The 25,038-nt window shown below is 72.6% G+C and carries 27 protein-coding genes and 2 pseudogenes; 8 read left to right on the top strand and 21 right to left on the bottom strand.

Annotation, left to right across the window (positions count from 1 at the left end; all coding sequences use genetic code 11):
• Positions 1-39 precede the first annotated feature (39 nt).
• The gene (locus ACF08F_RS30650) at positions 40-405 is read right to left on the bottom strand and encodes a hypothetical protein (RefSeq protein ID WP_141301749.1); all 366 of its coding nucleotides are present in this window, start codon (positions 403-405) and stop codon (positions 40-42) included.
• A gap of 164 nt (positions 406-569) precedes the next feature.
• On the opposite strand from ACF08F_RS30650, the gene ACF08F_RS30655 reads away from it, so the two are divergent.
• Positions 570-1,508, top strand: coding sequence for a hypothetical protein (locus ACF08F_RS30655; protein ID WP_392301779.1), 939 nt, complete (start codon positions 570-572; stop codon positions 1,506-1,508).
• On the opposite strand, the gene ACF08F_RS30660 is transcribed toward ACF08F_RS30655, so the two are convergent.
• The 5 genes and pseudogenes from ACF08F_RS30660 to ACF08F_RS30680 all read right to left on the bottom strand — a co-directional run bounded on the left by ACF08F_RS30660 (position 1,505) and on the right by ACF08F_RS30680 (position 4,133).
• A complete protein-coding gene (locus ACF08F_RS30660; protein WP_392301780.1) occupies positions 1,505-2,119 on the bottom strand; it encodes an OmpA family protein in 615 nt (204 codons plus the stop codon). The genes ACF08F_RS30655 and ACF08F_RS30660 overlap by 4 nt on opposite strands.
• A gap of 9 nt (positions 2,120-2,128) precedes the next feature.
• Positions 2,129-2,701 (bottom strand): hypothetical protein, encoded by a 573-nt coding sequence (locus ACF08F_RS30665; RefSeq protein ID WP_392301781.1) that lies wholly within the window; start codon positions 2,699-2,701, stop codon positions 2,129-2,131.
• A 31-nt stretch (positions 2,702-2,732) separates the two neighbouring features.
• Positions 2,733-3,311, bottom strand: a pseudogene (locus ACF08F_RS30670) (pilus assembly protein TadG-related protein); the annotation flags it as partial.
• Positions 3,312-3,352: 41 nt separating this feature from the next.
• Complete coding sequence (locus ACF08F_RS30675) at positions 3,353-3,547, bottom strand: Flp family type IVb pilin (RefSeq protein ID WP_392301856.1); 195 nt, start codon at positions 3,545-3,547, stop codon at positions 3,353-3,355.
• Between the two features lie 325 nt (positions 3,548-3,872).
• Positions 3,873-4,133 carry a GntR family transcriptional regulator gene (locus tag ACF08F_RS30680; RefSeq protein WP_392301782.1) on the bottom strand — a complete coding sequence of 87 codons (261 nt, stop codon included), beginning with the start codon at positions 4,131-4,133 and terminating at the stop codon, positions 3,873-3,875.
• Positions 4,134-4,293: 160 nt separating this feature from the next.
• Here ACF08F_RS30680 and ACF08F_RS30685 point away from each other — a divergent pair, with 160 nt between their 5' ends.
• Positions 4,294-4,650, top strand: coding sequence for a hypothetical protein (locus ACF08F_RS30685; protein WP_392301783.1), 357 nt, complete (start codon positions 4,294-4,296; stop codon positions 4,648-4,650).
• Complete coding sequence (locus ACF08F_RS30690) at positions 4,650-4,832, top strand: hypothetical protein (protein WP_392301784.1); 183 nt, start codon at positions 4,650-4,652, stop codon at positions 4,830-4,832. The genes ACF08F_RS30685 and ACF08F_RS30690 overlap by 1 nt, the downstream gene beginning before the upstream one ends.
• A gap of 57 nt (positions 4,833-4,889) precedes the next feature.
• Here ACF08F_RS30690 and ACF08F_RS30695 read toward each other — a convergent pair whose 3' ends face one another.
• The 9 genes from ACF08F_RS30695 to ACF08F_RS30735 are packed head-to-tail and all read right to left on the bottom strand — an operon-like array spanning position 4,890 to position 12,159.
• Entirely contained in the window at positions 4,890-5,777 is an 888-nt protein-coding gene (locus ACF08F_RS30695) for a DUF5936 domain-containing protein (RefSeq protein WP_150266512.1), read from the bottom strand.
• A gap of 16 nt (positions 5,778-5,793) precedes the next feature.
• Positions 5,794-6,738, bottom strand: a complete 945-nt coding sequence (locus tag ACF08F_RS30700) for a type II secretion system F family protein (RefSeq protein WP_392301785.1) — start codon at positions 6,736-6,738, stop codon at positions 5,794-5,796.
• A 10-nt stretch (positions 6,739-6,748) separates the two neighbouring features.
• A complete protein-coding gene (locus ACF08F_RS30705; protein WP_392301786.1) occupies positions 6,749-8,092 on the bottom strand; it encodes a CpaF family protein in 1,344 nt (447 codons plus the stop codon).
• 16 nt (positions 8,093-8,108) lie between these two features.
• On the bottom strand, positions 8,109-8,495 hold the full coding sequence (locus tag ACF08F_RS30710; protein ID WP_392301787.1) for a TadE/TadG family type IV pilus assembly protein: 387 nt from the start codon (positions 8,493-8,495) through the stop codon (positions 8,109-8,111).
• Positions 8,492-8,878, bottom strand: a complete 387-nt coding sequence (locus tag ACF08F_RS30715) for a TadE/TadG family type IV pilus assembly protein (RefSeq protein ID WP_392301788.1) — start codon at positions 8,876-8,878, stop codon at positions 8,492-8,494. Before ACF08F_RS30715 ends, ACF08F_RS30710 begins: the two co-directional genes overlap by 4 nt.
• A gap of 3 nt (positions 8,879-8,881) precedes the next feature.
• Positions 8,882-10,141 carry a CpaE family protein gene (locus ACF08F_RS30720; RefSeq protein ID WP_392301789.1) on the bottom strand — a complete coding sequence of 420 codons (1,260 nt, stop codon included), beginning with the start codon at positions 10,139-10,141 and terminating at the stop codon, positions 8,882-8,884.
• 7 nt (positions 10,142-10,148) lie between these two features.
• Positions 10,149-10,856 (bottom strand): Flp pilus assembly protein CpaB, encoded by a 708-nt coding sequence (cpaB, locus tag ACF08F_RS30725; protein ID WP_392301790.1) that lies wholly within the window; start codon positions 10,854-10,856, stop codon positions 10,149-10,151.
• Positions 10,853-11,026, bottom strand: a complete 174-nt coding sequence (locus ACF08F_RS30730) for a hypothetical protein (RefSeq protein WP_392301791.1) — start codon at positions 11,024-11,026, stop codon at positions 10,853-10,855. The genes cpaB and ACF08F_RS30730 overlap by 4 nt, the downstream gene beginning before the upstream one ends.
• Complete coding sequence (locus tag ACF08F_RS30735) at positions 11,023-12,159, bottom strand: hypothetical protein (RefSeq protein WP_392301792.1); 1,137 nt, start codon at positions 12,157-12,159, stop codon at positions 11,023-11,025. Before ACF08F_RS30735 ends, ACF08F_RS30730 begins: the two co-directional genes overlap by 4 nt.
• Positions 12,160-12,518: 359 nt before the next feature.
• Between ACF08F_RS30735 and ACF08F_RS30740 the strand changes: the two genes are divergently transcribed.
• Positions 12,519-14,240 carry a chitinase gene (locus ACF08F_RS30740; RefSeq protein WP_392301793.1) on the top strand — a complete coding sequence of 574 codons (1,722 nt, stop codon included), beginning with the start codon at positions 12,519-12,521 and terminating at the stop codon, positions 14,238-14,240.
• Positions 14,241-14,296: 56 nt separating this feature from the next.
• On the opposite strand, the pseudogene ACF08F_RS30745 reads toward ACF08F_RS30740, so the two are convergent.
• A pseudogene (locus ACF08F_RS30745) lies at positions 14,297-14,785 on the bottom strand (serine/threonine protein kinase); the annotation flags it as partial.
• A gap of 137 nt (positions 14,786-14,922) precedes the next feature.
• On the opposite strand from ACF08F_RS30745, the gene ACF08F_RS30750 reads away from it, so the two are divergent.
• Positions 14,923-16,308 carry a M14 family metallopeptidase gene (locus tag ACF08F_RS30750; protein WP_392301794.1) on the top strand — a complete coding sequence of 462 codons (1,386 nt, stop codon included), beginning with the start codon at positions 14,923-14,925 and terminating at the stop codon, positions 16,306-16,308.
• A 130-nt stretch (positions 16,309-16,438) separates the two neighbouring features.
• Positions 16,439-17,299, top strand: a complete 861-nt coding sequence (locus ACF08F_RS30755; RefSeq protein ID WP_392301795.1) for a hypothetical protein — start codon at positions 16,439-16,441, stop codon at positions 17,297-17,299.
• A 77-nt stretch (positions 17,300-17,376) separates the two neighbouring features.
• Here the strand turns inward: ACF08F_RS30755 and ACF08F_RS30760 are convergent, their stop codons facing one another.
• Genes ACF08F_RS30760 through ACF08F_RS30770 form a run of 3 tightly spaced genes read right to left on the bottom strand, consistent with a single transcriptional unit; the run spans position 17,377 to position 19,678 of the window.
• Complete coding sequence (locus ACF08F_RS30760) at positions 17,377-17,790, bottom strand: RidA family protein (RefSeq protein ID WP_392301796.1); 414 nt, start codon at positions 17,788-17,790, stop codon at positions 17,377-17,379.
• Entirely contained in the window at positions 17,787-18,548 is a 762-nt protein-coding gene (locus tag ACF08F_RS30765) for an IclR family transcriptional regulator (protein WP_392301797.1), read from the bottom strand. Before ACF08F_RS30765 ends, ACF08F_RS30760 begins: the two co-directional genes overlap by 4 nt.
• Positions 18,545-19,678: a sugar kinase gene (locus ACF08F_RS30770; protein ID WP_392301798.1), complete on the bottom strand. Its 1,134-nt coding sequence runs from the start codon at positions 19,676-19,678 to the stop codon at positions 18,545-18,547. The genes ACF08F_RS30765 and ACF08F_RS30770 overlap by 4 nt, the downstream gene beginning before the upstream one ends.
• Before the next feature lie 122 nt (positions 19,679-19,800).
• On the opposite strand from ACF08F_RS30770, the gene ACF08F_RS30775 reads away from it, so the two are divergent.
• Together ACF08F_RS30775 and ACF08F_RS30780 are read left to right on the top strand one after the other, a co-directional pair.
• A complete protein-coding gene (locus tag ACF08F_RS30775; protein ID WP_392301799.1) occupies positions 19,801-21,066 on the top strand; it encodes an alanine racemase in 1,266 nt (421 codons plus the stop codon).
• A 221-nt stretch (positions 21,067-21,287) separates the two neighbouring features.
• Positions 21,288-22,898 (top strand): amidohydrolase family protein, encoded by a 1,611-nt coding sequence (locus ACF08F_RS30780; protein ID WP_392301800.1) that lies wholly within the window; start codon positions 21,288-21,290, stop codon positions 22,896-22,898.
• On the opposite strand, the gene ACF08F_RS30785 is transcribed toward ACF08F_RS30780, so the two are convergent.
• Both ACF08F_RS30785 and mptB read right to left on the bottom strand, forming a co-directional pair.
• The gene (locus ACF08F_RS30785; RefSeq protein WP_392301801.1) at positions 22,888-23,322 is read right to left on the bottom strand and encodes a glutaredoxin domain-containing protein; all 435 of its coding nucleotides are present in this window, start codon (positions 23,320-23,322) and stop codon (positions 22,888-22,890) included. The two genes, ACF08F_RS30780 and ACF08F_RS30785, sit on opposite strands and share 11 nt — an antisense overlap.
• Before the next feature lie 229 nt (positions 23,323-23,551).
• Positions 23,552-25,003 carry a polyprenol phosphomannose-dependent alpha 1,6 mannosyltransferase MptB gene (gene mptB, locus ACF08F_RS30790; RefSeq protein ID WP_392301802.1) on the bottom strand — a complete coding sequence of 484 codons (1,452 nt, stop codon included), beginning with the start codon at positions 25,001-25,003 and terminating at the stop codon, positions 23,552-23,554.
• Between the last annotated feature and the right edge of the window lie 35 nt (positions 25,004-25,038).

A 25,038-nucleotide genomic window follows, 5' to 3' on the forward strand; every position in this document is an offset into this window, starting at 1 on the left:
CGCCCCTGAGGAGCCGTCCCCCTCACCACACGTTGCCCCTCACCCGAGGGGCCTTATACGGACGAACTTCGCGGAAAGGGCAGGACCCAGCTGATGGACGATGGCGTGGCCGGGCTCCTGGGGGGAGGGCAGGTCACCGAGGAAGGAGGTGACGATGACCTCGTCGATGCCGAGGACGCCTCGGCAGCACTGCTCCTCCAGGAAGTCGAGGGTCCGGCGCCAGTCGGCGGCCGTCGGGTCCTCCCCGAGGAAGGAACGGACGGTGCCCTGGACGACGTCCCAGAAGAAGACGTGCGGCAGGACATCGCCCTGGGTGAAGACATGGGTCTCGTACACGCCCCGGAACTCGGGAATCCGGGTGACGAGATCACTGACCAGCTGGACACTCGGCGTCGTCGACGTCATCGGCAGCCCACTTCGGAACGGACCCTGTGGTGTCGGGTACTCCGCTCCAGAATGCTCCTCGGCGACGGGGACGTCCCGTCACTTTTGCGCTTTCCTGACGACGAGTTTCTCCAGGTTTTCCACAGGGGGTGCGAAGTGTCCCTCTTCCGTGGATCGTTGGGCGTATGTACGAGTTGGCGATCCTCGCGAGGGGCGGGGTACTCCTCACGGTCTGGGCGCTCGCGGCGGGCTGGCCCCGGGGCCGCCTCGCCGGCCGCCTGCGCCGGGACGGATGGCAGGGGATCTGCCGGGGCGCGTGGGCGGCGCCGGGCAAGGAGGTGGACTGGCGGGTGCGGGCGACGGCGCTCCAACTCCTCCGCCCGGAGCTGGTGTGCAGCCACGGGACGGCGGCGCGGGTGCACCGCATCGAGCTGCTGGGCGCCCCGGCCGACGAGGAACCGCCGCCGCTCGACTTCACTGCCCCGGCCGCGTCCCGCTCGACGCGGACAGCTGTCCTGCGGATCCACTCCACGACCACCCTCACGGACGGAGACTCCACCGTGCGGCGGGGCCTTCGGGTGACGACCCCGGCGCGGACGGTCGGCGACCTCATACGGAGCTGCGACAGCCGGGAGGAGGCGGTCGTCGCGGCGGACTCGGCGCTGGCGCGGCGGGTGGTCGAGGGCATCCGGCGCGAGGCGCTCGTCCGGTACGAGGACCTGGCCGCCGAACTGGCCGCGCCGAGGCCCGGCGGCCCCCGCGCCCGCGCCTGGCTGCCGCTGACCGAGGCGACCTCGGGCTCCCCGGCGGAGTCGGTGGCCCGCCTCCGGATGCGGGACGCGGGCCTGCGCCCCGAGTCGCAGCCGCCGCTGTGGCCGGCAGGGGCCGGCCGACCCCTGCGCCCCGACTTCCTCTTCCGCGAGGCGGGCCTGGCGGTCGAAGTAGAGGGCTACGCCTTCCACGGCACGCGCCGGGCCCACGAACGGGACGTGGCCCGCTTCAACGCGCTCCAGTCCTGCCCGGAGGTGCGGCGGGTGCTGCGCTTCACGGCGAGGGAGGTCTTCACGGCCCCGGACCGCATGACGCGAACGATCCGGACGGCTCTGACCTCCCTGTCGACCTAGGGCGACACCGTCGTCCGAGGGAAGGAGATCTCGACGCGCCGGTTCTTCGTGCGGCCCTCCTCGGTGGAGTTGTCCGCGATCGGGTAGTCCTCGCTGTAGCCGCGGACGTCGAAGGTCGTACCGGGGTCGAGGCTCCGCGCGAGGACCTGCTGCACGGCGACGGCACGCTGCTTCGAGAGCTTGAGCCCGTGCTCGTACGTACCGAGGTTGTCGGTGAACCCGAAGACCCGGACCCGACCGGAGCCGAGCTTGTTGACCTCGGCGGCGATCGCGGCGATGCGGGAGGTGGCGGCGGGGCTCAGCTTGGCGCTGTTCTTCGGGAACAGCACCTCGGCCTGAAGGGCGAAGGTCACGTCCACGTTGGTGTCCTGCCGGCGCTCCGCACCGCCCTCCTCCTCGACGATCTGCTTGATGTCGAGCACCTTGGCGGGCGCGAGGGTGGCCCCGTCGGGAAGCATGAGCCCGGGCGCGTTCGCGTTGATGGCGGGCGGCGCAGCGGCCACACCGGCCGACCCGGGCGGATCGTCGGCGTGCGCGGTGGGCACGGTGAGCGGCCACACGGCCACGGAGACGAGGGCCAGGGCGGCCAGGCGGCGGTTCGTCGTCGTCATGGCGTCGCCTCAGGAGAGTTTGAGGGTGGCGGGTTCGAAGGTGGGGAGCTGGAAGGAGACTTCGGTGGTGGTGGCGGGGGGTGCGGGGAATTGCATGAAGACGGGGATCGACTTGCCGGGCCCGATGCTGTCGAGCGCTGACGTGGTGAGCGGCCGACCGTCCGTGTCCCGCAGGACGTAATAGCGCTTCTTCCCTACGGAGTCGATGAGCGTGGCCCCACCCAGCGTCAGACCGTGCTTGATGACCTCGGTCTCATTCCCCCTCATCTCTACGGGAAGGAGGACTGAAGATCCAGAGGAGTTCCTCAGCTGTCCCTTGAGCGTGAGGAAACCACCAGCATCACGCTCTGCGGAGCTGATCGCAAGCTCCACCCCCTGCTTCCCCTTGAGCACCGCGAGCGTCTCCACAGGGGCCTCTGCCGTCGGGGAGGTCTGCGTGGTCGACCCTTGCTGAGCAGCAGACGTCGTCGTCTTCGGCTTGTCCGTCTTCGGTTTCTCCTCAGCCCCGCAGCCTGCTGCGAAGAGAGCCACCGACGCCAGCGTGAGGCAAGCCAATCCCCTGCGTGCGTACCGAACGTTCATGAAGCGCGCTTCCTTTACTCGTCGTCCCAGGTCATTCGGAGAGTCGGACCGTGAAGAGATCGACGGCTCCTGGCAGGGTTGTCGGGTCCTCCGGATCGATCTCCCAGGGGTCGTCCCCGCACACCAGCCCCACGATCGGGTCGTCGTCGGGTTCGTCGGTGGGAGTCGGCGTGGGCGTCGGCTCCGGACTGGGATCCGGGGTGGGTTCCTGCTTCGTGAACGTGCAGCGCGGTTCGATCACAGCCTCAGCAGACGCCGTTGCGTTCTTAGGCTCCGAGCCCGTCGTGGTTACTGTCACGCGGAACCCCGAAGGGGCGAGACGGTCACAACCCGAGAGCGCGGCCTCGTTCAGGGCCGCGTAATCCGCCGCAGAAAGACACGCGGTGCCCTCGTCGTAGATCTCGCCTTCAAGGAGGTCTTCCCACTGGTCTGGATCGAGGATGACGTCGAGCCAGTCTTCGCGCAACTGGTCCCGAGCCTCCTGCGCGGCTGCAAGCGCTGCGGCGTCGGCCGCAGTCTGGGCACTGTTCCGCGTGAAGGCGGCCTGCCCCACAGCGAAGTAGGCGAACGCCAGGAACAAGAGGCCTGCCACGACCGCGATGTAGACAGGAAACGCTTGACCCGAATCCCACCGTCCAGCCCCGGCCGCAACTAGCCGGTCAGCTCGGAGATCTTCGTCCTGATCGCATTCATGATCGTCGTGCCGATGTCCGTGCCGGTGATCGCCACCACGATCGCCACCACCACCACAATGATCCCTAGATACTCCACCGCCGTCTGCCCCCGATCCCCGGAGAGCAGGCGGCTCGTCAGGCGTACCTTCGCCTTCGTCACGGCCTTCAGCATCGCGTCGTTCATCGTGGTCCCCTCCGCGTTCAGACGCCAGCGGTCGTGTTGGCTCACCGGACCCATGGGCCCGTCCGTGGGCCCTGGTCATCGGGGTGGCCTGCCCAGCCAGGAGGCTATGGTCTCGGCGCGCGGGGCGGCGTGGGGTTCGGCGACGACGCAGTTGCGGTAAGTCGCTGCGAACTGCCGGTTGTTCAGGCCCATCACTCCCACCCCCTCTCACACCCAGTCCGCACTCTGTCACATGCGGTTGTGTGCGCGAAGCGGGATCGTCAATCTGGGGTGGGATTGAGACAGTCGCCGACGCCGGGTTGGCGGGAACGCGTCAGTCACGCTCGGGCGCGACGGTGGGCGGCTGCTCGGCGACGAAGCTGCCCCGCTGCGGGAGGGTGATCACCCATCCCTCCGAGCGCAGGAGGGCGACGGCCTGCCGTGCCGTGTCCCTCGCGACGCCGTACTCCGCCACCAGCTTCGACTCGGACGGGATCGGGTCCCTCGGCCGGAGCTCGCCGGACTCGATCCGCCCACGGATGACGCGGGCGACCTGCTTGTAGATAGGCGTCGGGTCGAAGCGGTCTATATCCATGTACCGGACGTTAGCCACGTCCCCTACGCCTAACATATGGGCAACGTCCTAGACGAGGTAGACAAGCTATACAAGCGAGGGCTAGCGTCCACAACGCAAGGACCCCGGCGAGTGCGCGAACACTCCCGGGGCATGGCCCACCTGACGAAAGCAGGTCGACATGGCAGACCCTATCCGCGCTCTCAGCCTGTGGGCGAGGCTGGTGATCGGTTTCCGCAGCAGCGGTCGGCATCGCGCCCGTACCGCGCTGTCGGCAGCCGGCCGGTCGTCGCTCCGCCCGACCCCGGCCCCGGTCCCAGCCCCCTCGCCCGCACAACCGCCCGCACCCCGCTCCCCCTACGGGCTCGACGTACCTCTGAACGGCGACGAGTCCGCCCTCGTCCGCCCCTACCTGGTCGCCTACGACCAGCGGCAGGAGCGGGCGCGGCAGCGGCAGCGGCGGCTTCTGATGGTCCTCGCGGCGGACTTCGGTATCGATCTGGACACCCGGGACCTCCATGGGTTGGGGGTGGCGTGATGAACCCGCCCGTGCGGATGTGCGTGCGCTGCTGCCTGATCACGTCTGACCCGGTACTCGTCTCCGAGGTGCACCAGAGCTCCGGTCCCGGGTTCAACGTCTACGCCTGCCCGGAGTGCGCGCCGCACTTCCCGTCCGTGCCGGACGTGTTCGAGTTGCTGAGTCCGGAGGGTGAGCGGTGAACGCACGCCGCCCCGGGCACCGCTCGTGCCCGGGGCGGCCCGTCAGCGGTCAGGCGCTCACTCCCCCGTGACCGAGCCGAAGTCCGTGCCCGTGCCCAGGAACAGGCCCGCGCCCAGGAGGATCATCGTCGCCGGGACCATCAGGGTCGTGATGACCATCGTCGCCTTCGGGACCGCCTTCGCCGCCTTTCGGCGGGCGTTCTGGGCGTCCGTGCGACGCATGTCGTTGGCGATCTGGATCAGCGTGTCGACGATCGGCGCGCCGAGCTCCTCGCCCTGCTGGAGCGCCGTCACGAACTGCGCCACCTGCTCCGAGTCGTTGCGGCGGCGCAGTTCGTCGAAGGCCTGGCGGCGGCTCACGCCCATGTCCATCTGGCGCAGGGTGATGCGGAGTTCGTCCGACCAGGGGCCCGCGTACTGCTCCGCGACGCGTTCGAGGGCCTGGCGGAAGCCGAGGCCGGCGGAGACGACGACCGCGAGGACGTCGAGGAAGTCGGGGAGCGTCCGCTCGATCTGGTCCTTGCGGATGCGGACCGCCGACCAGATGCCGACCTCCGTCCAGAACGCGCCGAACGCGAAGAGGAGGAGGGCGACGAGAACCGAGCCCTTGCTCAGCATCAGCAGGCCGCCCAGGACGCCGAGGAAGCCGTACACCGCCCGCCTCGCCCCGTACCGGTCGATCGTCAGGCCGCCCGGGTTTCCCGCCAGGTCGATCCGGCGGCGTACCGCGTTGACCCGCTTCGGGCCCATCAGGCGCAGGACGGCCGGCGACCAGCGCATGCCGAGGCGGTCGACGGCCGAGTCGACGGCGCCGGTACGTGTCGCGCCGACCTCCAGGGCGAGCTTGAGGTCGTCGGGGAGGCGGGCGTCGGCGCGGTAGAGGCGCAGGCCGTAGGCGATGCCCGCGACGGCCAGGCCCGCGAGGAGGGCGAGGAGGAGGTCCATGGTCGGCTGCCCGTCCCTATACGTCGATCTTCGAGAAGCGGCGGATGGCGGCGAAGCCGACCACGTACAGCGCGAAGGCGGCGACCACGGCGAACTGTCCGACGGTCGAGCCGGTCATGCGGTCCAGGGCTCCGGGCTGCATGTTGTCGATGAGGAGGAGCGAGCCGACGCCGATGACGGGGACGGAGTACGCGGTCATGCTCACCTGGGAGAGCTGGGTGCGGACCTCGCGCCGGGTCTCCTTGCGCTCCTCCAGGGTCTCGGTGAGGTTCCGGAGAGAGGAGACGACGGTGCCGCCCGCCCGGTTGGCGAGGACGAGGGTGGTGACGAGGACGACGAGCTCGCGGGAGGGGAGGCGCTCGGCGAGCTCGCCGAGGGCGTCGTCGAGGGAGGTGCCGACCGCCAGCTGCTGCGCCACCTTCTCCAGTTCGTCTCCGGCCGGGGACTCCATCTCGTCGGCTGCGAGGCTGAGCGCCATGCGGAGGGCCAGCCCCGCCTGGGTCGCGTTGGCCAGGATGCGGGAAAGCTCCGGGAGTTGGTTGATGAACTTCTCGATCCGCTTCTGACGCTGCCAGTTCAGGTATCCGAGGGCCACCCAGACGCCGAGCAGGCCGCAGATCGGGCCGAAGAAGGGGGAGAGCGCCGACTGGCCCACCACCCACAGGACCGCCACGGTCGCCGTCAGCGCCACCGTGAACTCGCCCGGCGTGACGTCCAGGCCCGTGGCCGCGATGCGCAGCTCCAGTTTCCGGCCGAGGGCGGTCCGGCGCACGCGCCGGTCGATGCCCCGGAAGTAGCGCCGGCGGCGGCCGGTCGCCTCGGGCTCGTTCGTCTCGTCGAGCCGGGCGACGAGGGCCGCGTGCCGCCGGGCCCCGCTCGCGTACACCTGGACGCCCGTGACGGCGAGGACGCAGCAGAGCAGCGCCACGCCGATCGTCAGCCAGAAGGGGTCGGTCAGCATGCCCTCGCTCCTAGTTCGCTTCGCGGGTGGCGAGCCCCGCGTCGGTCGCGGCCACACCGAAGGCCTGGGGGATGGGCTGGCCCGCCATGTACAGCCGCTCGGCGACCCGCCGGGGCAGCGGGTGGTACGTGAACTGTCCGTACACCCGGCCGTCGGCGGCGATCGGCTGCGCCTGGAAGCGGCAGACCGTGGCGAGCAGGAAGCGTTCGCGCCCGTGGGACGCGAGGATCGCTATTTCGGTGATCCGGCGGGTGCCGTCCGGGTGGCGGGTCAGCTGGACGAGGACGTCGACCGCGCTGTTGATCTGGTCGCGGAGCGCCTCGAAGGGCACCTTGACCTCGGACATCGAGGCGAGGGTCTGGAGCCGCATCAGGGCGTCCTCGGCCGAGTTGGCGTGGACGGTGGCGAGGGAGCCGTCGTGGCCGGTGGACATCGCCTGGAGCATGTCGAGCGTCTCGCCGCCGCGGACCTCACCCACGATGATGCGGTCGGGGCGCATGCGCAGGGAGTTGCGCACGAGGTCGCGGATGGAGATGGCGCCCCGGCCCTCGATGTTCGGCGGGCGGGCTTCGAGGCGGATGACGTGGGCCTGCTGGAGCTGGAGCTCCGCCGAGTCCTCGATGGTGATGATCCGCTCGCCCTCCGGGACGAGACCGGAGAGGGCGTTGAGGAGGGTCGTCTTGCCGGTGCCGGTGGCACCGGAGACGATCACGTTGAACTTGGCCTGAACGAGTCCGGACAGCAGGAGCAGCATCTGCTCGTCGAGCGAGCCGAGCCCGATCATCTCGTGGAGCGTGTACGCCCGGGGGAAGCGGCGGATGGTGAGCGTCGCCCCGGTGAGAGAGAGCGGCGGGATGATGACGTTGACGCGCTCGCCGGAGGGGAGGCGGGCGTCGACCATGGGGTTCGACTCGTCGACGCGGCGGTTGACGGTCGAGACGATCCGCTCGATGGTCTGCATCAGCTGCTCGTGCGAGGCGAAGCGGAGCGGCAGCAGCTCGACGCGGCCGGCGCGCTCGATGAAGATCTGGTCGGGGCCGTTGACCATGATCTCGGTGATCGAGGCGTCTTCGAGGAGCGGTTCGAGGACACCGAGCCCGAGGGCCTCGTCGACGACGCGGCGGATCAGCTGGCCGCGCTCGGCGGTGGAGAGGACCGGGCCCTCGCGGCTGATGATGTGGCCGAGCACGCGCTCCAGGCGGGCGCGCCGCTCGGCGGCCGCGAGCGCGGACATCTCGGTGAGGTCGATCTCCTCCAGGAGCTTGGCGCGGAAGGCGGCGACGAGGTGCCCGTCCTCCCGGCCGGCTCCGGCGCCCTTGTCCTCGGGGGCGTTGATCCGGGCGCGCAGGCTCATGACTCGTCGTCCCTTCTCATTCGTCGTCCTCGGACGGGGTCTGGGGTACGGGCATGGTGGCGGTCTTCTCGACGGGCTCGAAGCTCCAGAAGGGGACGACGCTCGGGATGGTGACCCGTACGGTGGCCACCCCGCCGTCCTCGTCGACCGTGGCTCTGGACGCGATCCAGCCGCTCATGGCCGCGTAGCCCACTGCCTCGGGGTTCGCGGACACGTCCTCGTCGTCGGCGCCGGCCGCCCGGGCCGCGGCGCGGGCTCCCGTGCCGGCCTGCTGCGCGGCGTACGCGACGATCCCGAGCTGCAGGCCGGCGAGGCCGACGATGAGCAGGACGGGGAGGAAGCCGAGGTACTCGATGGCTGTCTGGCCCCGGTCGCGGGTCCTTCGGCGCGGTGGGTTCCTCATGGGTTCCCTCCCCCTGCCGGGGCCCTCTCCGAGACCGCGCCCGCCTTCGCCTCCACGGTGAAGAGACCGCCCACTCCGGGGAAGAGGACGGGGACCTGGATGGTCACCTCGGCGGTCGCCATGCCGTCGCCCGTGCCGCAGTTCGACGTGGCACCGCTCGCCCAGGGGCCGTCCAGGTGCCGGAGCACGGCTGCGGGGCAGTCACCCTCGACCGCCTCCGCCCGCGCCCCCTCGTCCGCCGCGTTCGCCGCCAGCGTGTACGTGTATCCCACCAGGACGACCTGCCAGAGCAGCGCGAGCGTCAGCAGGATGAGCGGCACCATGCCGAGGAACTCGATCGCCACCTGTCCCCTGTCGTCGCCGTCCCGGTTCGTCGGCCGCATGGCTCAGCGGCCTCCGTGGCGGCGGCGCAGGCCCAGGGAGCCCCGGTCGCCGGCGCGGGCGAGTTCCTTGCCGGGCCTGCCGGGCGCGGGGGTCGCCTGGACCAGGCCCAGCTCCCCCGCCAGCGCCCACAGCGCCTGCTTGACCGTCGACTTGGCGTCGAGGTCGTGGAGTCGACCCGCGTCGACGACGGCCTGGAGTTCCTTGAAGTTGGCGGGGACGGAGACGCCCGAGGTGCGCGTACCCGTGATCTTCTGGACCAGCGGGGGCTGGATCTCCGTCGACCGGTGATGGCGGTTGACCAGGGTGACGGTCTCCTCGGCCTTGCGCACCTGGAGGCGTTCCCACATCCGTACGGTCCGCTTGGCGGCCCGGACCGCGACCACGTCCGGCGTGGTGACGAGGAGCGCGGTGTCGGACATCTCGATGGCGGCGGCGTTGGCCCCGGTGAGCTGGGAGCCGCAGTCGACGACGACGACCTCGTGCCGGGCGCGCAGGGCGCTGACGATCTGGCGGGCGGCGCGGTCGGTGACCTCCTCGCCGCGCTCGCCCTCCGCCGGGGCGAGGAGCAGCGCGAGGCCGGTCTCGTGGACGTAGACGGCGTCCTGGAGGACGCGGGGCGAGATGTCGGCGATGGCGGCGAGGTCGGCGGCCGAGCGCCGGAACTGGACGTCGAGGTAGGAGGCGATGTCGCCGCCCTGGAGGTCGAGGTCGAGGAGGGCGACGGTCCGGCCGGAGGCGCGGGCGGCGAGGGCGAGGTGGACGGCGGTGACGGTGGTGCCGACGCCGCCCTTGGCGCCGCTGACGGTGACGACGGTGCCGCCGGGTCCGGTGGCGATCTCGGCGCCGGCGCCGAGGTGGCGGCGGACGCCGGCGGACCACTGGGCGGCGGCCTGGACGCGGCTGGCGAGTTCCTCGTATCCGAGGGGGAGGGTGACGAGGCCGCGCGCGCCGGAGTCCATGGCGGCGGAGAAGAGCACGGGGCTGGCGTCGGCGGTGATGAGGACGACGCCGACGGCCGGGAAGCGGAGGGCGACCTCGCGGACGACGTCGAGGGCGGGGACGGGTCCGATCCGCTCGTGGACGAGGACGACCTCGGGGAGCTCGTCGAGGGATTCGGCGGCGAGCCGGGCGAGGGTGTCGACGAGCTGGGTGGAGTCGGTGACGGGCGCGGCGGGTTCGGCGTCGGGCAGCTGGCTGAGCAGGGTGACGACGGACCGGGCCGCGTCGGGGTCACCGACGGCCGGCAGGATCCTGGTGGTCATTCCGGCCTCACTTGTCCTTGTCGAGCGTGTAGGTGCGGTCGCGCTGGTCGGCCGGGGCGCCGCCCGTGGCGGGGGCGACGAGGGCGAGGCGTACGTGCTCGGCGAAGGACTCGGCGTACGCGACGCGCTGGGTGTCGAGGGTGGAGAGCGCGAAGCTGATCGGGACGGCGTTGGAGGCGCGGCCGGAGCGGTCGTTGCTGTCGCTGATCGGGGTGAGGCGGCCGACGGAGAGGACGCGGGCGCCGGCGACGATCATCCGTGACTGGGAGGGGTCGCCCTTCTTCTCGCCCTCGAAGGTGGCGTAGATGTTGACGGTGGCGCCGGCGTTGATCTTGCCCGCGACGCCGGTCGCCGCGTCGATCATGATCGCGATCTCCTGTTCGCCCGGCTTGAGTTCGGGCCGCTCGACGATCATGTCGCTCTGGAGGAGGGAGCCCTCCTTGAGCTCGGTGACGGCGATCCGGCCCTCGATCTGGCGGAGATCGGTGACGGCGGTGGCGGAGAGCCAGCGCTTGGGCATGGAGATCTTCTCGAACTGGCCCGCGTTGAGGGCGGTGTAGGGGGCCACGTTCCTGGTGAGGCGGTACGCGGTCACCTCCGGGCCGACCTTCGCGTTCACGTCGCTGATGACCGTGAGCACGCCGGCGAAGGCGCCGAGGGCGCACAGGACGGAGAGCAGCAGGAGGATCACGCCGCGGCGCTGGCGGGAGTTCATGACCGTACTTCCTCGATCGGATCCGTGGGGCTGGGCGGATGTGGGTGGTGGGCGAGGTGGGAGTGGTGCGGGGTACGGGTCTGGTCGGCGGTACGGGCGTGGTGCGCGGTACGGGTGTGGTGGGCCGGGCGGGGCCGGTTCGCCGTACGGGGGCGGGCGGTGGTGCTCACGGGACCGAGCGGGGGTCGGTCGCGGGGCCGGGCGCGGGGAGGGGGCGGGCCGCGTGGGCCGGTGGCGCGCCCAGCGCCCGTGCGACTCCGCGCGCCGGGACCGCGTCGAGGGCGGGGCCCGCGCGGTGGCCCGGTGCCGCGTCGAGCGCCGGTGCCGCCCCCCGGGCCGCGCCGAGCGCCTGGGGCGCCCCCCGGGTCTGGGCCTGGATCTGAGCCTGGGCCTGGGCCTGGGCCTGGGCCTGGGCCTGGGCCTGGGCCTGGGCCTGGGCCTGGGGCGTCCCGCCCGCGACGGCCGCCGGGCCCGCCGGTGTCGCCAGCGGGGCCGCGCAGAAGCCGCACCGGTCGCCGATGAGTTCCATCCCGCACCAGTGGCAGGCCTCGCGCCGTACGGAGGAGACCAGCTGGTAGAGGACGGGCAGGTCGGGGAGGTACGCGGCGAACTCCACGACCTTGCCGGTGCCCCACCAGCCGGGCGAGGCCTCGGGCAGCGCGGTCTCCTGGACGGGCCCCTGGATCTGCCAGGCGGGGACGAGGGCGGTGGTGGGCCAGTCGGTCTGGAGCTGGCCGCGCGCGACGAGGAGCTGCGTGGCGAACTCCGGCCCCGCGAGGCGCTGGTCGCCCGCTCCGCCGAGCCGGACGATCTGCGGCGTGGGTCCGGCGAGGACCGCGAAGTGGGCCCCGGGCAGCCAGCCCTTGAGGTGGGAGGAGAGGCTGACGGGTACGCGGTCGAGGCGGGACACCGAGCCCAGTACGGCCCCGGCGTAGATGTAGTGGGCGAGCAGCCGGGCGGCGGAGGCGAGCACGCCGGGGCTGAAGTCGCAGGCCGCCAGTTGCCGTAACTGCCGCACGAGCACCGCCGCCCCGAGGGGCGGCAGGTCGGTGCGGACCAGCGCGATCCGGTCGCTCTCCAGCAGGGCCCGGACGGCGTGCAGGCGGCGCTGGACGGCCGCGGGGGCGGAGGTGGGGCAGACGACGACCACGCTGCCGTACCGCGCGAGGAGTTGCTGCATGTCGGCGATCGAGGCGTCCAGGGACCGCGTCTCGGGTGCCGCGAGCACGGCGGCGTTCGGCGTCTGGGGGTCGGTCGGCGGCAGCACCAGGTCGGTGCTGGTGACCGCGATCGCTGTCGGCACGTCAGACCCCCGTCCCCTCCGGCCTCCGGGGTCCCGGGGGCCGCGGATCACCTTCCGCGTTCGCGGCGTCACCGAAGGCGCCGCCGCCTCTGCACTTTATCCACGTCACCCGGGGTGGTGAACACACAATCCGCCAAGCTCTCCCCACTTTCTTCGGGCCCGGCGGCGGGCCGTCGGGGCGCCGGCTTCCCCTCGCCGACCCCCCCTCGCCGACCGTCCCTTGTTGCCGGAGGCCTTGACAACGCGATTGGTCTGGACCAACTTGTTCCGACAACGGTGGCCACCGCCCGCACCCCCGTACGAACCCCTCCGTACGACGACGTACGGCACCTCCACATCCCCAACTCCCCCACCGGAGGATGCACGTGGACCGCACCACCACCCGCCCTCGCGGACGTCGATGGCTCGGCGGAGCCCTCGCGCTCGCCGTCGGCTCCGGGCTCGTCCTCGTCGGCGGAGCCGGCACCGCCCAGGCGGCCGACGTCAACGTCGCCAAGAACGCCGGGTTCGAGAACGGCCTCTCCAACTGGTCCTGTTCCGCCGGGAGCGGCGCCGCCGTCTCCTCGCCGGTACGCACCGGGGCGGGCGCCCTGAGGGCCACCCCGGCCGGCCTCGACAACGCCAAGTGCGTGCAGACCGTGGCCGTCAAGCCCGGCTCCACGTACACGCTCAGCGCCTGGGTCCAGGGCGGGTACGCCTACCTCGGCGCGAGCGGCACCGGCACCGGTTCGGGCAGCGTCTCCACCTGGACGCCCGACAGCGCCTCGTGGAAGCAGCTCACCACCACCTTCACCACCGGCCCGAGCACCACCTCGGTCGAGGTGTACACCCACGGCTGGTACGGCACCACCCCGTACTCCGTCGACGACGTCTCCGTCCACGGCCCCGACGGGGGCGGCGGCCAGGACCCCGACCCGGTCGTCCCGGCCACCCCGGCCGGCCTCGCCGCGGGCACGGTCACCTCCTCCTCCGTCGACCTGAGCTGGACCGCCGTCTCCGGCGCCACCGGCTACAAGGTCTATCGCGACGGCGCCAACCCGCAGGCCGTGGCCGGCACGTCGGTGACCGTCTCCGGCCTGACCGCCGACACCGCCTACCAGTTCCAGGTCGCCGCGACGAACTCCGCGGGCGAGTCCGCGAAGTCCTCCGCGGTGTCCGCGCGGACCGCCAAGGTCACGGACCCCGGCCCCGGCCCGGCCGTGCCCAAGCACGCGCTGACCGGCTACTGGCAGAACTTCAACAACGGCGCGACCGTCCAGAAGCTGCGGGACGTGCAGTCGCAGTACGACATCATCGCGGTCTCGTTCGCCGACTCCACCGCCACGCCCGGCCAGATCGTCTTCAACCTCGACCCGGCCGTCGGCTACGCCTCCACCGCCGACTTCAAGGCCGACATCGCGGCCAAGAAGGCGGCCGGCAAGTCCGTCATCATCTCGGTCGGCGGCGAGAAGGGGAACGTCACGATCAACAGTGACGCCTCCGCCACCGCCTTCGCGAACAGCGCCTACGCCCTGATGCAGGAGTACGGCTTCAACGGGGTCGACATCGACCTGGAGCACGGCATCAACTCCACGTACCTGACCAAGGCGCTGCGCCAGCTCTCCGCCAAGGCGGGCTCCACCATGGTCCTGACGATGGCCCCGCAGACCATCGACATGCAGAACACCGGCACCGAGTACTTCAAGACGGCACTCGCCGTGAAGGACATCCTCACGGTCGTCAACATGCAGTACTACAACAGTGGTTCGATGCTCGGCTGCGACGGCAAGGTCTACAGCCAGGGCTCGGTGGACTTCCTCACCGCGCTCGCCTGCATCCAGATCCAGGGCGGCCTCGCCCCGTCCCAGGTCGGCCTGGGCGTCCCCGCCTCCACCCGGGGCGCGGGCAGCGGCTACGTCGACCCGCAGATCGTGAAGAACGCGCTCGACTGCCTGACCAAGCTCACCGGCTGCGGCAGCTACAAGCCGTCCCAGGCCTGGCCGACGCTGCGCGGCGCGATGACCTGGTCGACCAACTGGGACGCGACGGCCGGCAACGCCTGGTCGAACGCGGTGGGTCCGCACGTGCACAACCTGCCGTAACGGCAGGCGAGTCGACCGCGCCGCGCCGCCGCTCCCCCGGCGGCGCGGCGCCGTCTGGCGAGGTCCGGCGCCTCGTGCACCGACAGGTGCATGAGCCCCATCGGCATCCCGTCCCCGAACGGCCCTCCCCCAGTGCCTTCGGCCTGGGAGGTACCCCAGGTGCTTCCGGGCTTGAGGTCCCGGTGGACGAACCCGCAGGCGTGGATGGCCTCCGGGGCCTCGGCGAGCGCGGCCCCGAGCGCGCGCAGCGCCGCCTCCCCCTTCGGGCCCCGGGCGGCGAGGAGACCCGAAAGGGTGGGTCCCGGGATGTAGGCGGTGGCGAGCCGGGGCGCCTCCGCCTCGGGGTCGGCGTCGACGACCTGCGCGGTGTGGAAGCCGCCGACCTGACGGGCCGCCGCGACCTCGGCGCGGAAGCGCGCGCGGAAGGACGGGTCGGAGGCGAGTTCCGGCCGCGCGACCTCGACGGCGACGGCGCGCCCGCCGCGCGATCGGGCCAGGTAGACGGTTCCCATGCCGCCTTCGCCTAGCTTGTGCTCGATGAGTATCTGCCGATGAGGGTCCCCACGCGGGACAGCATGGCCGAACTCGACATCTTGACCGGTCCATGACATAGCTTCACCATGTGGCCGGACACCCGCACGAGTTTGTCGCACTCCCCCACACTCCCCACCCAGGAGACAGCATGCGACGTCCCACCCGCGGCAGAAGGTCCGCCACCCTCGCGGCCCTCGTGGCGCTCGCCCTCGCGGCGCCCCTCTCCGCCCTCTCCTCACCCGCCGGGGCCGACCCGGCGCCGATCGCCGCCCGTATCGCCTCCGGCGCCGAGGAGGTGATCCGGCAGTACGAGATCACCGGTCCCTCCACCGTCGCCGCCCGCACCGCGCTCACCGCCACCGGCGTCTCGATCGACGAGGTCGACGCCCGCGCGGTCGTCGTCAGCGCCAACACCGAGCAGCTCGCCCGGCTCAAGGCACTCGGCTACAGGCCCGTCGCCCTTCCCGGCCCGCCGGACCGCGGCCCCGCCAAGGCACAGCCCCACGGCCACACGCACGAGAGCGAGGGGATCGCCCCGCTCGACTTCCCCTCCGCCGATTCGAGGTACCACAACTTCGCGGAGATGAACGCGGAGATCGACCAGCGCCTCGCGCAGTACCCCTCGATCATGCGCAAGCAGGTGATCGGGAAGACGTACCAGGGCCGGGACATCGTCGCGATCAAGATCAGCGACAACGTCGCCACCGACGAGAACGAGCCCGAGGTCCTCTTCACCCACCACCAGCACGCCCGCGAGCACCTCACGGTCGAGATGGCGCTGTACCTCCTGCGCGAGCTCGGCGCGGGCTACGGCAGCGACTCCCGGGTCACCAACGCCGTGAACGGGCGCGAGATCTGGATCGTCCCGGACCTCAACCCGGACGGCGGCGAGTACGACATCGCCTCCGGCTCGTACCGCAGCTGGCGCAAGAACCGGCAGCCCAACTCCGGCTCCTCGTACATCGGTACGGACATGAACCGGAACTGGAACTACAAGTGGGGCTGCTGCGGCGGCTCCTCCGGGTCCAAGAGCTCGGAGACGTACCGCGGCACGGCCCCCGAGTCGGCCCCCGAGGTGAAGGTCGTCTCCGACTTCGTCCGCTCGCGGGTCGTCGGCGGCAAGCAGCAGATCACCGCGGCCATCGACTTCCACACCTACAGCGAGCTGGTCCTCTGGCCCTTCGGCTGGACCACGGCCAACACCGCGCCCGGCATGACGCAGGACGACCGCGACGCCTTCGCGGCCGTCGGCGGCAAGATGGCCGCGAGCAACGGCTACACGCCCGAGCAGTCGAGCGACCTCTACATCACGGACGGCTCGATCGACGACTACCTGTGGGGCGTGCACAGGATCTTCGGCTACACGTTCGAGATGTACCCGGCCTCGTCCGGCGGGGGCGGCTTCTACCCGCCCGACGAGGTCATCGAGCGCGAGACGAGCCGCAACCGCGACGCCGTCCTCCAGCTCCTGGAGAACGCGGACTGCATGTACCGCTCGATCGGCAAGCAGGCCCAGTACTGCACGACGTCCTGAGCACACGAGGTGAACGGGCCGGGGCCGGCGGGAAGTTCCCGCCGGCCCCGGCTCTGTCGCCCCCAGGGCCCGTCGTGGCATTTCCGTGGAAACCGGATCGGCGCCCGTGGGCGCCCTGTAGGTTCGCGCCATGGCGAAGAGCAAGGTGATGGAGAGCCCGGAGTCGCGCTTCTCCGCGGTACTGGCGAGCGCGGCGGGCCTTCCGGGTGTACGGATCGACCGGGAGGCGTACCTCCGCAAGGCCCTGGCCCGCCACTGCTCCGAGGACGACATCCGCAGGGCGATCGAGGAGACCCCCGCGGCGGCCGGCATCCCTCTCGAGGTCCTGAACAAGGCGGCCGACGACTCCATCGGCTACGAGACCGCCAAGGCCAGCGCCCTCTCCGCCGCCGCCGGGATGCCCGGCTTCCTCGCCCTGCCGGCCACCGTGCCCGCCGACCTGGCCCAGTACTTCGGCCACATGCTGCGCATCGCGCAGAAGCTCGCGTACCTCTACAGCTGGCCCGATCTGTTCTCCGGTGACAGCGACGGGGTCGACGACGCGACCAAGAGCGTCCTGACGCTCTTCTTCGGCGTGATGTTCGGTACCCAGTCGGCGAACGCCGCCGTCGGGCAGATCGCGGGGATGATGTCGAAGGAGGTCGCCAAGAAGCTGCCGCAGAAGGCGCTCACCCAGGGCGTCGTCTATCCGATCGTGAAGAGGGTCGCGGGCTACCTCGGCGTCCAGATGACGAAGCAGACCTTCGCGAAGACCGTCTCGAAGGCCATCCCCGTCGTCGGGGCCGTCGTCTCCGGCGGGCTGACGTACGCGACCTACCGCCCGATGGCGAAGAGGCTGAAGAACCACCTCGCCGGACTGGAACTCACCCTGCCGGCCCCCCGAGCAGCCCGCGCCGAAGCCGACTTCGTGGACGGTGAAGTCGTGGACGCGGAAATCGTGGAAGCCCACGACCCCACCACCGCGGACCGCTCCGCGCCCGCCTCGGCCTGACCCGCGCGCCGGTCGCGCCCGACCGCGAGGGGCCCGACCGCCCCGGGCCTACCGCCCGGGGGCCGGGGCCGCCCGCCTCAGCCGAGGACGGCGAGTGCGTCGATCTCGATGAGGAGACCGGCCGGGAGGCCGACGTACACGGTCGTCCGGGCGGAGGCCGGGGCCTTGAGGCCCTGCTCCTCGAAGTACGCGTTGTAGATCTCGTTCATCTCGGCGAAGTGGTCCACGTCCGTCAGGTAGACGCGGGTCATCATGACGTCGTCCCAGCTCGCGCCGCCCTCCTCCAGGATCGCCTTGACGTTGGCGAAGGTCTGGAGGGTCTGCTCGCGCAGCGTCGGGCCCGCGACCACCGGGGCCTGGCCCTCGACGGCGGGGAGGAAGCCGACCTGGCCGGCGACCTGGAGGATGTTGCCCTTCTTCACTCCGTGCGAGAACTTCGCGGGCGGGGCGGTGTGGGTGGCGGGGGTGAGGGCGATCTTCTCGGTGGTCATCCGTTGTCCTTGGTGGGTGCGGTGCCGGAGTACTCGCGGCTGATGGCGTCCGCGGTGCGGCGCACCTGCGGGAGGAGGGTGAGGAGTTCCTCGGCCGTGACGACCACGTTGGGCGCCGAGACCGACATGGCGGCGACGACCCGGCCGTCGGCGCCGCGGATGGGGGCGCCGACGCAGTTGATGGACTCCTCGTGGCCGCCGAGGTCGGTGGCCCAGCCCTGTTCGCGTACGGTCGCCAGCTCCTTGAGGAAGGCGGCGGCGTTCGGGGTCGAACGGGGCGTGTACGGGGGGTAGTCGAGCTTCGCGGCGACGGCGCGGCGCTCGGGCTCGGGCAGGTCGGCGAGGAGCAGCTTGGCGACGGCGGCGACGGTGATCGCGACCGGCTTGCCGATGCGGGAGTACATGCGGACCGGGTAGCGGCTCTCGACCTTGTCGATGTAGAGGACCTCGCCCTCCTCGTAGACGGCGAGGTGGACGGTGTGCCCGATCCGCTCGTTGAGCTCGGTGAGGTAGGGGTGGGCGATCTCGCGGACGTCGAGGTTCTCGACGGCCTCCTGGGCGAGGGCGAAGAGGCGGGCGCCGAGGCGGTAGCGCTGGTCCTGCTGCCGGTGGACGAGGCCGTGCTCGTGGAGGGTGCGCAGGAGGCGCAGGGCCGTGGACTTGTGGACGCCGAGCTCGTCGGCGACCTGCCCGAGGTCGGCGGGGCCACGGGCGAGCAGCGGCAGGATGCTGAGCGCCCGGTCGACGGTCTGGCTCATGGCGTACGTACCTCCTGGTCGTCCCCCGTCCGGTCGGGGCCCTCCTGGTCGCGCCCCGTCCAGCCGGGGCCGAGGTGAAGTGTCCCCCAGGCGTCGGCGTCGAGGGCGGCGAGCCGGTCGGCGTGGGCGCGGCGGGGCGGGACGGCGACGTCGCCGGGGACCGTGAGGGCGGCGGCGGCCATGAGGTGGCCGTGGCGGAGGCGTTCGGTCATGCCGAGCCCCCGGAGGGTCGCGGAGAGGAACCCGGCGGCGAAGGCGTCGCCCGCGCCGACGGGCGCGAGGACGTCGACGCGGGGGGCGGGGACGGTGGTGACGGTGTCATGATCAGCCCCGCCGGCGTTTGAGGCGCGGGGGTCCGGGCGCAGGGCCCCCGGTTCGGGAAGGGGCGGGGTGGGGAAGGAAGCCGCGCAGCGCTCGAACGCGACCGCCCCCTCCCCGCCCTGCTTGACCACCAGCACCGCGGGCCCCGCCAGCACCTCACGGATCTCGCCCGGCTCACGGAGCCCCCACAGCGCCTCCGCCTCGTCCGCGCCGACGAAGACGAGGTCGGCGCGGCGGGCGAGTTCGAGCAGCACCTCGGGCGCGGCACCGTCGCGCCACAGGGCGGGCCGGTGGTTGACGTCGAAGGAGACGAGGGGGCGCCCGGGGCGCGGGGCGGTCAGCTCGCGCACGAGGGCGAGGCAGTCGGCGGAGAGGGCGGCCGTGATGCCGGTGAGGTGCAGGACGCGGCCGTCGGCGACGGAGTCGTACGGGACGGTGGCGGGCGACATCGCGGAGGCGGCCGAGCCGGCGCGGTAGTAGACGACCTCGTGGGCCTCCGTGGCCCGGTCGTCGGCCGTGCGGAAGTAGACGCCGGTCGGGCGGTGCGGGTCGCGGCCGACGGCGGCGACGTCCACGCCGTACGCGCCGATCGTCTCGACCAGGTGGTGGCCGAAGCCGTCCCGGCCGACGCGGCCGACCCACCGCACGCGGTGGCCGGCGGCGGCGAGGGCGCAGGCGACGTTGGACTCGGCGCCGCCGATCGCGCGGGCGAAGGAGGGGACGTCGGCGAGGCGGCCGGGCCGGGAGGGCAGGAAGGTCACCATGGACTCGCCGAGGCAGACGAAGTCCGGGGGCGCGTGTCCGCTCACTCTCGGGCTCCCTGTGGCTCCTACGGGTCCATTGACCCGGCCTTGGCCCGGATGTTAGACAGCAGTGAGCAGTATGCGCAATGAGCGTTGCATCTTCCGCAACGCGCAGATGAGGAGGCCCGATGCCCGACCTGGCGAACGAGCGAGTCGACCACCGATTCAAGGGGCTGCCCCCGGACGCCGAGGGCCTGACCGTCGGCGAGCTGGCGGCCCAGCGGCGCAACCTCTTCACCGGCGGCTTCACCACCCCAGTGCTCGCGCTCTCGGCCGAGTCCGTCGAGCACAACCTCCGCCTCCTGGAGGTCTACGCGGAGCGCCACGGCCTCGCGTTCGCCCCGCACGGCAAGACCTCCATGGCGCCCCGGCTCTTCGACCGCCAGCTGGAGCACGGCGCCTGGGGGATCACCGCCGCCGTGCCGCACCAGGCCCGCGTCTACCGGGCCCACGGTGTCGCCCGGATCTTCCTCGCGAACGAGGTCGTCGACCCGGTCGCCCTGCGCTGGCTCGCCGCCGAGCTCGACGCCGACCCGGACTTCCGCTTCCTCTGCTACGTCGACTCCGTGCGCGGCGTCGAGCTGATGGACGAGGCGCTGCGCGCCGCCGGCGCCGCCCGCGCCGTGGACGTCGTCGTCGAGCTGGCGGCCGGCGCGACCGGGCGGACGGGCGTGCGGACCGAGGCGGAGTGCGCGGCCGTCGCCGACGCGGTCGCGGCCGCTCCGGCGCTGCGGCTCGTCGGCGTCGCCGGGTACGAGGGCACGATGCCCGGCGCGGACGGCGAGCGGGTCAGGGAGTGGCTGCAGCGGCTGGTGGGCCTCGCGGCCGACTTCGACAAGGCCGGCCGTTTCGACCCCGCGATCGGCGAGATCGTGATCAGCGCGGGCGGGAGCGAGTGGTTCGACGCGGTCGCCGAGGTCTTCGCGGAGATCCCGGGCCTCTCCCGCCCGGTCCTGAAGCTGCTGCGCTCCGGCGCGTACGTCTCGCACGACGACGGGCAGTACCGTGAGCGGACCCCCTTCAACCGGGTGCCCGAGGAGGGCGCGCTCCAGCCCGCGTTCAGGCTCTGGTCGCAGGTCGTGTCCCGGCCGACCGCCGAGCAGGCGTTCACCAACGCGGGCAAGCGGGACGCCGCCCACGACCTCCACCTCCCCGAGGCGCAGGTCGTCCGGGACGCCCGGACGGGCGAGGTGCGCGCCGCCGAGGGTGTCACCGTCACGGGCCTCTCCGACCAGCACGCCTGGCTCCGCACGGAGTCCGGCGCGGACGTGGAGGTCGGCGACTGGGTCGGCATGGGCCTGTCCCACCCGTGTACGTCCTTCGACAAGTGGCAGCTGATCCCGCTGGTCGAGGCGGACGGCACGGTCGTCGACTACATCCGCACCTTCTTCTAGGACCTGTCCGGTCGATCAGGCCGGATCAGGGAGCGGCTGCTGGTGCGTGCGATCGCAAGGCGGAGGAGGCAGTCAACGCGGTGCCCCCGTGCCCGAAGGGCTGCGGGGGACGTTGACGAGTGACGACAACGCGGCGAGCGTGCGTGCCAGACGCCGTCGGGCCCGCCCTTCGGGCGGCCGGCGCTACTTTCGCAACACGCCCTAGGAACAGGAGCAGGGTCATGGACCTCGTCTTCCGCGACGCGGAGGTCGTCGACGGCAGCGGCGGGCCGTCGTACCGGGCCGACGTGGCGATCGACGGCGGCCGGATCGCCGCGATCGTCAAGGAGGGCGCCGCCGCCGGCTGCCAGCGCCCGACCGCCCGGCGCGTCGTGGACGCCGAGGGCCTCGCGCTCTCCCCCGGCTTCGTCGACATGCACGCCCACAGCGACCTCGCGCTGCTCCGCGACCCCGACCACAGCGCGAAGGCGGCGCAGGGCGTGACGCTCGAAGTCCTGGGCCAGGACGGCCTGTCGTACGCGCCGGTCGACGACCGCACGCTCGACGAGGTCCGGCGGACGATCTCCGGCTGGAACGGCGGTGCGCCCGGGGACACGACCGTCGACCTGGACTGGCGGACGGTCGGCGAGTACCTGGACCGGCTCGACGGGGCGCACGGCGGCCGGGGCATCGCGGTCAACGCCGCGTACCTCGTCCCGCAGGGGACGGTCAGGATGTACGCGGTCGGCTGGGAGGACCGCCCCGCGACCGGGCCCGAGCTGGACCGGATGCGGCGGCTCGTCGCCGAGGGCCTGGAGCAGGGCGCGGTCGGCATGTCCTCCGGTCTGACGTACACCCCCGGCATGTACGCGCCGGACGCCGAACTCACCGAGCTCTGCCGGGTCGTGGCGGAGTACGGCGGCTACTACTGCCCGCACCACCGCTCGTACGGCGCCGGGGCCCTGCGGGCGTACGAGGAGATGGTCGCCCTCACCCGCGAGGCGGGCTGCGCCCTCCATCTGGCCCACGCCACGATGAACTTCGGCGTGAACGAGGGCCGGGCGCCGGAGCTGCTGGCCCTGCTGGACGAGGCGCTCGCCGGGGGCGCGGACATCACCCTCGACACGTACCCGTACACGCCCGGCAGCACGACCCTGGTCGCCGTCCTGCCGAGCTGGGCGGGCGAGGGCGGCCCGGAGGCGGTGCTGGCGCGCCTGCGCGACGAGGGGACGGCGGAGCGGATCCGGCACCACCTGGAGGTCGTCGGCTCGGACGGCTGCCACGGGGTGCCGATGGAGTGGGACACGATCGAGATCGCGGGCGTGGGCGACCCCGCTCTCGCGGGCTTCGTGGGCCGCCGCCTCGACGGCTGGGACACGGCGCGCCGGCTCCTGCTCGACGACCGGCTCGGCACGTCGGTCCTCCAGCACGTGGGCCACGAGGAGAACGTCCGGACGATCATGCGGCACCGGGTGCACACGGGCGGCTCGGACGGCATCCTCCAGGGCCTCAAGCCGCACCCGCGCGCGTACGGCACGTTCCCGGAGTACCTGGGGCGGTACGTGCGCGAGCTCGGCGTCCTCTCCCTGGAGGAGTGCGTCGCCCATCTGACGTCCCGCCCGGCGGCCCGGCTCCGCCTCCCGGACCGGGGGCTGGTCAGGGAGGGGTACGTGGCGGACCTGGTCCTCTTCGACCCGGCGACGGTCGCGGCGGGAGCGACGTACGCGTCCCCCCGCACCCTCCCGGTGGGCATCCCGCACGTCCTGGTGGACGGCAGGTTCGTCGTCGAGGACGGCCGGCGGACGGACGTCCTGGCGGGCCGGGCGATCCGCCGGACACCCGTCAGCGGGTGAGCCGGGCGCGCACCCAGGCGGGGTCGGGGTTCACGTGCGCCCTGCCCTCGACGACGACCGTCGGCACCGTCTCGTCGCCGCCGGTGGCCGCCCGGACGTCGGCCGCGCCTTCCGGGTCGCGCCAGATGTCGACCCAGTGCGCCCGGCGGGCCCGGGTGCCCAGCCGGAGGCGCAGGCGCAGGCAGTAGGCGCAGCCGGGCCGCCAGTAGACGACGGGGCGGCCGTCGGCCTCGGCGCGGCGCCGGGCCTCGGCGGCCCCGGTCGACCTCGGGAAGACCAGGGGCGAGGTGACGGCCGCGAGCAGCACGAAGAGCAGCACCAGGGGGGCGACCACCGCGAAGGAACCACCGTCGGCGACCCGGGCACCGACGACGAGCCCACCGCAGAGCAGCAACAGCACCGGCAGGACCCACGCACGCATCATGCTGCCGGAGGCTACCGGGCGGGGCACCCGGCGGGAGGGCACGGGGGCTGCCGTGACGGGGCGGCCCGCGGGTGTGCCGGGGGCGCCCGGGACCGGACGGCCCGCGCTCAGCAGGAGCCCACCGGGACCAGGCGTCCCGCAGGTCCGCCCGAGTCCACCGGGACCGGTCCGTCCGGAGCCCACCGGGACCGGTCCGTCCGGAGCCCACCGGGACCGGTCCGTCCGGAAGCTACCGGGCCGGGGTGTCCCGCAGGTCACCGCGGGGCGCGTCCGCCGGTGGCGCGGAGGCGGCCGGCGGCCACGGGTCCCTTCGGAGCCACAGCAGGCCGAGCGCGAGGACGAGGCCGGCGAGGACGAAGCCGTACCAGGGGGTGTGGCCCGAGGGCGCCGTCTCGTACACGAGCGCCGCCGAGAGGACGGCGAGGACCTGGCCCGCCCGGCTGTGCCAGGCGGCCGCCGCGACGACGGCCGTGCCCCACAGCAGGTACCAGGGCTGCACCATGGGCGAGAGCGCGACCAGGGCGACCAGGGCGAGGCCGAGCCCGAGGACCGGGTCGGTCCGGCCCTTCCAGGCCCGCCACGCGAGCACCAGGATCAGCCCGGCGGCGACGGCGAGCCCCAGCTTCTGGACGGCGCCCTTGACCGGGTCGGGGTCGTCGGCGAGGAGCGTGCCGAGCGCGAGCCCGAGGTCGCTGGTGAGGGAGAGGGCCGTGTGGATGGCCCCGGCGACGCTCTGCGTCCGCAGCCACCCGAAGCCGGTTCCGGCGGCGAGCGTCGCCCCGACGGCGACCGCGCCCGCGACGAGCCCGGGCAGGACCAGTCCCTTCGCCACACCCCGTACGCCGCCGCCGTCGCGGTGGGCGACCATGACGCCGATGAACAGCAGGGCGACCGCCGCCGGCGACTTCACCATCATGGCGAGGCCGACGAGGACGCAGCCGAGCACCCACCGCCCGCGCACGGCGAGCAGCACCCCGCCCAGCACGAGGCCGATCATCAGCCCGTCGTTGTGCATGCCGCCGACGACGTGGATCAGGAGCAGCGGGTTGAGCGCGGCCAGCCACACCGCGCCGTCGCGGTGGCCGGCCGTGCCGCCCGCGAGGCCGCGGACGGACCGGACGATCAGCGCGAGGGCGCCGAGGGCGATCAGCCGCATGCCGAGGACGGCGGGCACGACCGCCCCGCCGGTGACCGCGACGACGGCCTCGGCGAGGAGCAGGAAGACGGGGCCGTACGGGGCGGGGGTGTCGGTCCAGTTCCCTCCGACGCTCGCCGCCGCGTCCGCGCCGAGCTCGCCGGGGCCGAGGACGGAGGGCCCGGCGCCGTAGACGTCGTGGCCTTCGAGGACCATCCCGCCCTGGGCGATGTAGCTGTAGACGTCCGCGCTGTGGAGCGGCGGGGCGAGCAGGAGCGGCGCGGTCCAGAGGGCCAGGGTCCCGAGCACCCCGTCCCGTACGCCCCGCGCGAGCAGGACGCCGTACCGCCACCAGGCGGCGACGAGCAGGGTCAGGCCGAGGTACGCGAGGAGGGCGCCGGCCACGGTGAGCGCGGAGCCGCGCGGCTCCCAGAGGCCCCAGCCGCCGCGTACGGGCAGCGTCCCGGCGGCCCACCCGCCCACGGCGACGGCGAGCGACCCGGCAGCACCCAGCCACCGGCATCCGGAGGCACTGAAGACCCACATGACGTGCCAACCTATCCCGCGCGCGGGAGACCCCC

The sequence above is a fragment of the Streptomyces sp. NPDC015130 genome (genome assembly GCF_043080005.1).
Lineage (GTDB): Bacteria > Actinomycetota > Actinomycetes > Streptomycetales > Streptomycetaceae > Streptomyces.